This window comes from Paenibacillus camelliae, from assembly GCF_023715345.1.
Classification (GTDB): Bacteria; Bacillota; Bacilli; order Paenibacillales; family Paenibacillaceae; genus Pristimantibacillus; species Pristimantibacillus camelliae.
In genome coordinates this window covers 375,705-382,769 of the sequence record NZ_JAMBNY010000002.1, presented here as the reverse complement: position 1 = coordinate 382,769, position 7,065 = coordinate 375,705, and the positions used below count along the sequence as shown (strand labels likewise).

General features: G+C 44.3%; 7 protein-coding genes. 6 read left to right on the top strand and 1 reads right to left on the bottom strand.

The window, feature by feature from the left end:
- Positions 1–193 precede the first annotated feature (193 nt).
- From M3180_RS07940 to mtaB, 5 genes are all read left to right on the top strand, one after another.
- Entirely contained in the window at positions 194–361 is a 168-nt protein-coding gene (locus M3180_RS07940) for a YfhD family protein (protein WP_251666772.1), read from the top strand.
- Positions 362–576: 215 nt separating this feature from the next.
- Positions 577–1,557: a 50S ribosomal protein L11 methyltransferase gene (gene prmA / locus M3180_RS07935; protein WP_251666770.1), complete on the top strand. Its 981-nt coding sequence runs from the start codon at positions 577–579 to the stop codon at positions 1,555–1,557.
- Positions 1,558–2,229 carry a site-2 protease family protein gene (locus M3180_RS07930; RefSeq protein ID WP_251666768.1) on the top strand — a complete coding sequence of 224 codons (672 nt, stop codon included), beginning with the start codon at positions 1,558–1,560 and terminating at the stop codon, positions 2,227–2,229.
- Between the two features lie 63 nt (positions 2,230–2,292).
- Complete coding sequence (locus tag M3180_RS07925; RefSeq protein WP_251666766.1) at positions 2,293–3,078, top strand: RsmE family RNA methyltransferase; 786 nt, start codon at positions 2,293–2,295, stop codon at positions 3,076–3,078.
- A gap of 4 nt (positions 3,079–3,082) precedes the next feature.
- Positions 3,083–4,459 carry a tRNA (N(6)-L-threonylcarbamoyladenosine(37)-C(2))-methylthiotransferase MtaB gene (gene mtaB / locus M3180_RS07920; protein WP_251666765.1) on the top strand — a complete coding sequence of 459 codons (1,377 nt, stop codon included), beginning with the start codon at positions 3,083–3,085 and terminating at the stop codon, positions 4,457–4,459.
- Positions 4,460–4,543: 84 nt separating this feature from the next.
- Here the strand turns inward: mtaB and M3180_RS07915 are convergent, their stop codons facing one another.
- Positions 4,544–5,515 carry a Na/Pi cotransporter family protein gene (locus tag M3180_RS07915; RefSeq protein ID WP_251666763.1) on the bottom strand — a complete coding sequence of 324 codons (972 nt, stop codon included), beginning with the start codon at positions 5,513–5,515 and terminating at the stop codon, positions 4,544–4,546.
- Positions 5,516–5,647: 132 nt separating this feature from the next.
- On the opposite strand from M3180_RS07915, the gene M3180_RS07910 reads away from it, so the two are divergent.
- The gene (locus M3180_RS07910; RefSeq protein WP_251666762.1) at positions 5,648–7,003 is read left to right on the top strand and encodes a class I SAM-dependent rRNA methyltransferase; all 1,356 of its coding nucleotides are present in this window, start codon (positions 5,648–5,650) and stop codon (positions 7,001–7,003) included.
- Positions 7,004–7,065: the final 62 nt, after the last annotated feature.

Below are 7,065 nucleotides of genomic sequence, written 5' to 3'. Positions count from 1 at the left end.
ACGAAATTAGCAGTAGATCGCATCAATAAACAATTCAACCAACAAGCAGCTTAAGCTTCAAAAATGAGATTTCAGAAATTCTGTTCGTCTGACTTTATTTAGAGAAGTGCATTATGAAATTGATTCAGTTAGGTATACAACGCTTATAATTTCGCAATACTACCGTATGAATAATGCCTTTGGAGGTGACGGTATGTACAACGAAAAAAATGAAATGGAAAAAGTGAATTTTGGTGATTTGCCTGTCGATTGGGAAGATGATGTAGAATTTGCTATTGAGCAATTTGATGAAGAAGCGTCAACTAAAGCGAACCATAAAAAGAAGACACGTTCTCTTACTGAAAATAGAATGGAACCATAAGTACCTTTTCCAAGCGTACTAATATACGGTTGGGAAGTGAAAGGTCATTAAACTAAAAGGGCAAACGGAATGAAGAAACTCAACCGTTTGCTCTTTTGTTTTCGATCATGATGAAGGCTCAAAAAAATATAGCTTCCCTTTGTCATTAACGTGCTGCTGTTGTACAATAGAAGTTAGGCTTATTGAATGTGTACGTTAGTAACGGAGGGTAATGAATGAAGTGGTATGAAATTACGATTGCAACAACAGAAATTGCAACGGAAATGATATCTAATTTTTTGCATGAGTCTGGCGCAGGAGGCGTATCGATCGAAGAGTCTGGTACATTGAACAAACCTCGTGATACGTCTTTTGGTCAATGGTACGATACACCGCTTAATGATATTCCAGAGGGTCAGGCCATCATAAAAGGGTACTTTTCTGAAGAGACGGACATGGAGCAGCTGATACATAATATTAAGCCTCGGGTTGAGGGTTTGCATGAATTCGGCATTGATCCAGGAAAAGTTGAATATTCCTATATTGAGGTAGATGATGAAGATTGGGCGACGGCTTGGAAGGATTATTTTCATCCGATTCGCATAACTGACCGCATTACGATTAAACCGACATGGGAAAATTACGAGCCGGAAGATGGCGAGCTTATTATCGAGCTTGACCCAGGGATGGCGTTTGGTACAGGCACGCATCCTACGACCTCGTTATGTCTTAAGACGCTTGAAAACGTCATTAAGGGTGGAGAGGAAGTCATTGATGTCGGTACAGGTTCTGGTGTACTTGCGATTGGTGCAATGAAGCTTGGTGCAAAGCATGTACTTGCACTTGATCTCGATCCTGTTGCGGTTTCAAGTGCAACAGAAAACGTTAGCTTGAATGGTTTATCCGATAACGTCGATGTTCACTTAAGTGATCTGCTTGGTGTTCTGCGTCAAGACAGTGACAAGCTAGAGGCGCTTAAGGTAAAGCCGCCAGTTGACATTGTGGTGGCAAATATTTTAGCTGAGATCATTATGCTGTTTATTGATGACGTGTATGAAGCATTAAGGCCAGACGGCACCTATATCGCTTCAGGCATATGGAAAAACAAGGAAGATGTAGTGGAACAAGCTTTACAGGCAGCCGGGTTCATCATCGAGAATAAATTTAGAGATGAGGATTGGCTTGCATTTGTGGCTCGCAAGCCGAAGGTGGAGTAAATGGATCTAAATTCGATTTTAGCATTTCCTTTAGACGTACTACCTTTTATCGTCTTAGTATTGCTAATCCAATTTTCCGTTCATGAGTTTGCTCATGCTTATGCTGCATATAAATTTGGTGACGACACGGCCTACAGAGAAGGCCGTGTCACGCTTAACCCATTTGTACATCTAGATATTTTAGGCTTTGTTCTAATTCTTATTGCTGGGTTCGGCTGGGCAAAGCCCGTACCTGTTCGCGCTAGCAGGTTCAAAAATCCTCGCGCAATGAGTATCGTTGTTTCACTTGTAGGGCCTTTAAGTAATTTGCTGCTCGGCATTATCTCGATCATCATTTATGTATTGCTAATTAAAACAGGATGGATATTTGCTGGGTCAGAGGGTGTCACTAGAGCTTTAGAGGTTTTCTTTAACTACATGATTTATTTTAGCTTTTTACTTTTTGTCTTTAATCTTATCCCATTGCCGCCATTGGATGGTTATCGCATCGTTGCAGAGCTATTACCATGGCAAACACGCTATAAGCTGGAGCAGAACGCGCATTGGGGAACGATCATTTTCTTATTGCTAGTCTTTATCCCACCGCTGCGCAGATATACGATAACACCTGTTTTGCAATTCGGCTGGGATTTATCCCACTATATTTTTAATTGGTTTATGGCATTATTTTAAAGTATGCTAAAATATGAAACATGCTAGAATAGATAGGTACTAACCCTATAAGGAATGACAACTATGCAAAGATATTTTGTTGCTGCAAAGCAAATTCAAGGCAATCATATTGTAATCGATAATGATGATGCCCACCATATCATTCGAGTTATGCGTATGACGGAAGGCTCAGAGGTGATTGTAAGTGATGGAGAGTCCCGTACGGTCATTGCACGAATCGAGCAAGTAGAGGGCAAATCCGTTACCCTCTCTATTGTTGAAGAGCTGCCGCAGCGAGCTGAAGCCTCTTGGCGAGTAACGATCGCACAAGGTCTGCCCAAGGGGGATAAGATGGAGCTTATTATGCAAAAGTGCACAGAGATCGGTGCAGCAGGCTTTATCCCTTTTAGCTCAGAGCGCGTAATTGTGCAGTATGACCATAAAAAAGAAGCAAAACGGCTGGAACGCTGGTCTAAAATTGTAAAAGAAGCAGCAGAGCAAAGTCATAGAGATCGTATTCCGATGCTACAGGAGCCAAAAAGCTGGAAGGAGCTGCTTAAGCTTATTCCTACGTATGACTTAGCGTTGTTCTGTTATGAGCGTGCTGGAGATGAAGGTCATGGCATCGGCTTAAAGGATGCGCTCCAGAAGTTTAAGCAGGCTGGCAATGTCAACACTGATAATAGCAATCCTTCCATACTGCTTATTGCGGGACCAGAAGGTGGCTTTGCTGAGCGTGAGGCTATGGAGGCTGAAGAAGCTGGGGCGTTATTAATTGGACTTGGCAGCCGAATATTGAGAGCAGAAACGGCAGGAATGGTTGGTTTATCCTGCATACTATATGAATCAGGCGAGATGGGAGGCGTGTGACCTAATGTCAACGGTCGCATTTTATACAGTAGGTTGTAAGGTTAATTTTTATGATACAGAAGCTATATGGCAAGTGTTTAAAGAGTCTGGCTATGAGCAGGTTGATTTTGAATCGAGCTCAGCAGATGTTTACTTAATTAATACATGTACCGTAACGAATACCGGTGACAAAAAGTCTCGTCAAATTATTCGACGCGCGATTCGCCGTAATCCAGATGCCATCATTGCGGTTACTGGCTGCTATGCGCAAACGTCACCCGCAGAAATTATGGCAATCGAAGGTGTTGACCTCGTAATCGGTACACAGGATCGCGACAAAATTATGACCTATGTGAAGCAAATTCAGGACGAGCGTCAGCCCGTCAATGCTGTGCGAAACATTATGAAAACTCGTAATTTTGAGGAGCTTAATGTTCCAAGCTTTACGGAGCGTACACGCGCATTTTTGAAAATTCAAGAAGGCTGCAACAACTTCTGTACGTTCTGTATTATTCCTTGGTCTCGCGGCCTATCCCGCAGTCGTGATCCACAAACGGTCGTAGAGCAAGCTAAGCAGCTTGTTGCATCTGGCTATAAGGAGATCGTTCTAACGGGAATTCATACAGGTGGCTATGGCGATGATATGGAGGATTATAACCTAACTCGTCTGCTGTGGGATCTGGATAAGGTTGAAGGCCTGGAGCGCATTCGAATTAGCTCCATCGAAGCGAGTCAAATTGACGACGCGATGATTGAGGTGCTGAACAAATCATCAAAAATGTGCCGCCATTTGCATATTCCTCTTCAAGCAGGAGAAAACAGTGTGCTGAAGCGTATGAGACGTAAATATACCACGGAGCAATATGCTGAAAAAATTAGACGAATCAAGGAAGCGATGCCGGGTGTCGCGATTACAACGGACGTGATCGTAGGGTTCCCAGGAGAGACGGATGAGATGTTCGAGGAAGGCTATCGCTTTATGGAAGAGATCGGCTTTGCAGAAATGCACGTATTCCCTTATTCACGTCGTACTGGTACACCTGCTGCGCGTATGACTGATCAAGTTGATGAGGAAGTGAAGCATGAGCGTGTTCACAAGCTTATAGAGCTTTCCGAGAAGATGCAGCTTGATTATGCTAAGCGCTATGTTGGTGAGGTGCTAGACGTTATTCCTGAGCGCGAGCAAAAAGGAAACGAAGGCAATGGGTATATTATGGGCTACTCTGACAATTACATTTCTATCGTATTTGAAGGCTCAGAGGAGTTAATTGGTCAGCTTTGCCGTGTGAAAATTACGGAGGCTGGCGTGAATGAATGTCGTGGACAACTAGTGCGTGTGTTGGATAGCCAAACACCTGCATTGAAAAAGGTTCATATTCCACGTATTGCTGCTGAGGCATAATGGATTGAATAAAAAAGTAAGAGGATTCTGTTGCAGTGCCGATGGCATGCAGTAGAATCCTCTCCTGCTTTCAAATGAGTTATGCTACACTTGATCTAGTCGAGAGAACCACTTTAGATAGCAGATCGGCAGTGCAATAACTGAGCAAATGACATTGAAAAGCGTCTGTGAATGAGCAATGGCAGAAGAGATCGAATCTGTCGTAAGCAGCACAGCAGCAGCTAACAGATCAATGAATGGATAGAAAAGCAACGCTCCACCAATATTGAGCAGCAAATGAGAAAGAGCGACAAATTGTCCGCCTCTCGTACCGCCGATAGAAGCAAGAATGGCGGTTGCACACGTGCCAATATTGCTGCCGAGAACGATAGCGATACAAAGCTCTAACGGAAGCGCATCAAGTGCTGCGATACCCATAATCATGGCTATAACTGCGGAGCTGCTATGAAAGCAAGCCGTAAGCACGGCTCCAGTCAATACACCCCATAGCAGCGTAGTCTGCGATTGCTGAACAAACCAATGGTACATGTTCGTTTCCATTAGTGTTGGTCCAATGCTTTGCATAACGGTAATACCAAGCAGCAGCATACCAAACCCGAATAAAACGACAGATACGGAGCGAATAATCGTGTTGCCTCGCCAGTCGGCTAGAAGAGGAATGATTCGATACTCAGCAAGTAAAGTGGATATCGTCCAGAGCACAAACGATACCCCGATAATCGGCTTAGCTAGATGGAATATGTTTAACCCAATGAGCTCTGTCGTTAGGCATGTACCGATATTTGTACCGAGGATAATGCCTAGTGTACGGGAAAATGGAAGAAGTCGACTGTTAACAAGCCCTATAGATAAGGCAGTTACTGCAGTGCTGCTTTGTAAAAATGCAGTACTGGCCGTGCCTAGCAGTAATCCATGAAGTGGCGTTCGAGTAGACCGCTCCAGCATTCCTAAAAAAGTCGGACCCGCAATTCGAAATAAAGCAAGCTCCATTAGCTTCATACCGCATAAAAATATAATAAAGCCGAGTAGGCTTGGGAGCGCTATACTTATAAACATTATGACTTCTCCTTTCCATTTCATGCTCGTCCTTATCTATAGCTATGCAGAGATAAGGACGAGCATGATTAAGCAGAGCATAAAGATAGCGAATAGCCATCGAGGCTTAATCAAATACAAGGAAGGTACAATATGGAAAACGCTAAGGTAACCTTAATTAAAGCACGAAAAAAACGGATCGAAGAAGGACATCCATGGGTGTACGCAAGCGAGATCGATAGCATCAATCGTTCTGATGCAGAGCCAGGATCCATCGTAGATGTAGTGACGAATCAAGGAAAATATCTAGCATCAGGCTATTGGAACCCAGCTTCACAAATTACAGTTCGAATTATTAGCTATACACCGATTAAAGCGATGGACAAAGCCTTTTTCGTTGAGCGGCTGCAGCGCTGCAAGCAGCACCGTGATCGATTCGTTGCCGACCGTGATTGTCGTCTTGTATATGGCGAAGCAGATTTTTTGCCTGGACTCATTGTGGATCGGTTTGCTGATGTGCTTGTACTGCAAATTCTAACGCTCGGGATGGATAAGCACCGAGATGCATTACTAGAGGCGCTCATTGAGGTGTTCGAGCCTGCTGGGATTTATGAGCGCAGCGATGTCGGTGTACGCAAGCTTGAAGGCTTAGAGGAGCGTACAGGCGTATTGTACGGCGAATGTCCTTCAATCGTTGATATCGTTGAGAATGGCCTACAGATGGAGGTCGATATCGTACAGGGGCAAAAAACAGGCTATTTCTTTGACCAGCGTGAGAACCGTGCTTCGATTGAGCCGTTAATGACGGGATGGGGTGAACGGAGCGGAATTAAGCTGCAGACACTGGAGGATGGTCGGAAGGCACCAGTCAATCGTAATGGCAAAGAAGTAACCTTCCCTTTCTGGGATGGCGCCACTGTGCTGGAATGCTTTGCTCATACAGGCAGCTTTACGCTGCATGCTTGCAAGTATGGAGCTAAAAAGGTGACGTGCTTAGACGTATCAGAGCATGCCATTGAGACGGCTAAGCGTAATGTGGAGCGAAATGGCTTCACTGATCGAGTTGAATTCGTTGTAGCGGATGCATTCCGTTATTTGCGAGATCAAGTGAGCGGCCTAGAGGAGCGTAGACTTCGTGCCATCGGTGCGGTTGATACGTCGAAAAAATTAGTACAGGAAGGACGCACATGGGATGTCGTCATTCTTGATCCTCCCGCATTTGCCAAAACACGCTCAGCTGTAGAAGGTGCAAAGCGCGGCTATAAAGACATCAACCTGCAAGGGCTGAAGCTCGTAAATGAGGGTGGTTATCTCGTGACGGCGAGCTGCTCCTATCATATGCGCCCAGAGCTGTTTTTGGAGGCTATAGCGGATGCAGCGAAGGATGCAGGCAAGCTGCTGCGTCTTATTGAATGGCGTGCTGCTGGAAAGGACCATCCGCAAATTCTAGGTGTGAATGAAAGCCATTATTTGAAGTTTGCCATATTTGAAGTAACCTCGAAACGATAATACATCTCGCTATGTACGCGATGTATTCGAATAATAGAATCAAGATTACTACAGAACCAAGC

Excerpts from the sequence above, each read along its gene's own strand:
- M3180_RS07925 (WP_251666766.1), top strand. The coding sequence starts at position 2,293 with ATGCAAAGATATTTTGTTGCTGCAAAGCAAATTCAAGGCAATCATATT.
- M3180_RS07915 (WP_251666763.1), bottom strand. The coding sequence starts at position 5,515 with ATGTTTATAAGTATAGCGCTCCCAAGCCTACTCGGCTTTATTATATTT.
- M3180_RS07910 (WP_251666762.1), top strand. The coding sequence starts at position 5,648 with ATGGAAAACGCTAAGGTAACCTTAATTAAAGCACGAAAAAAACGGATC.
- M3180_RS07930 (WP_251666768.1), top strand. The coding sequence starts at position 1,558 with ATGGATCTAAATTCGATTTTAGCATTTCCTTTAGACGTACTACCTTTT.
- mtaB (WP_251666765.1), top strand. The coding sequence starts at position 3,083 with ATGTCAACGGTCGCATTTTATACAGTAGGTTGTAAGGTTAATTTTTAT.
- M3180_RS07940 (WP_251666772.1), top strand. The coding sequence starts at position 194 with ATGTACAACGAAAAAAATGAAATGGAAAAAGTGAATTTTGGTGATTTG.
- prmA (WP_251666770.1), top strand. The coding sequence starts at position 577 with ATGAAGTGGTATGAAATTACGATTGCAACAACAGAAATTGCAACGGAA.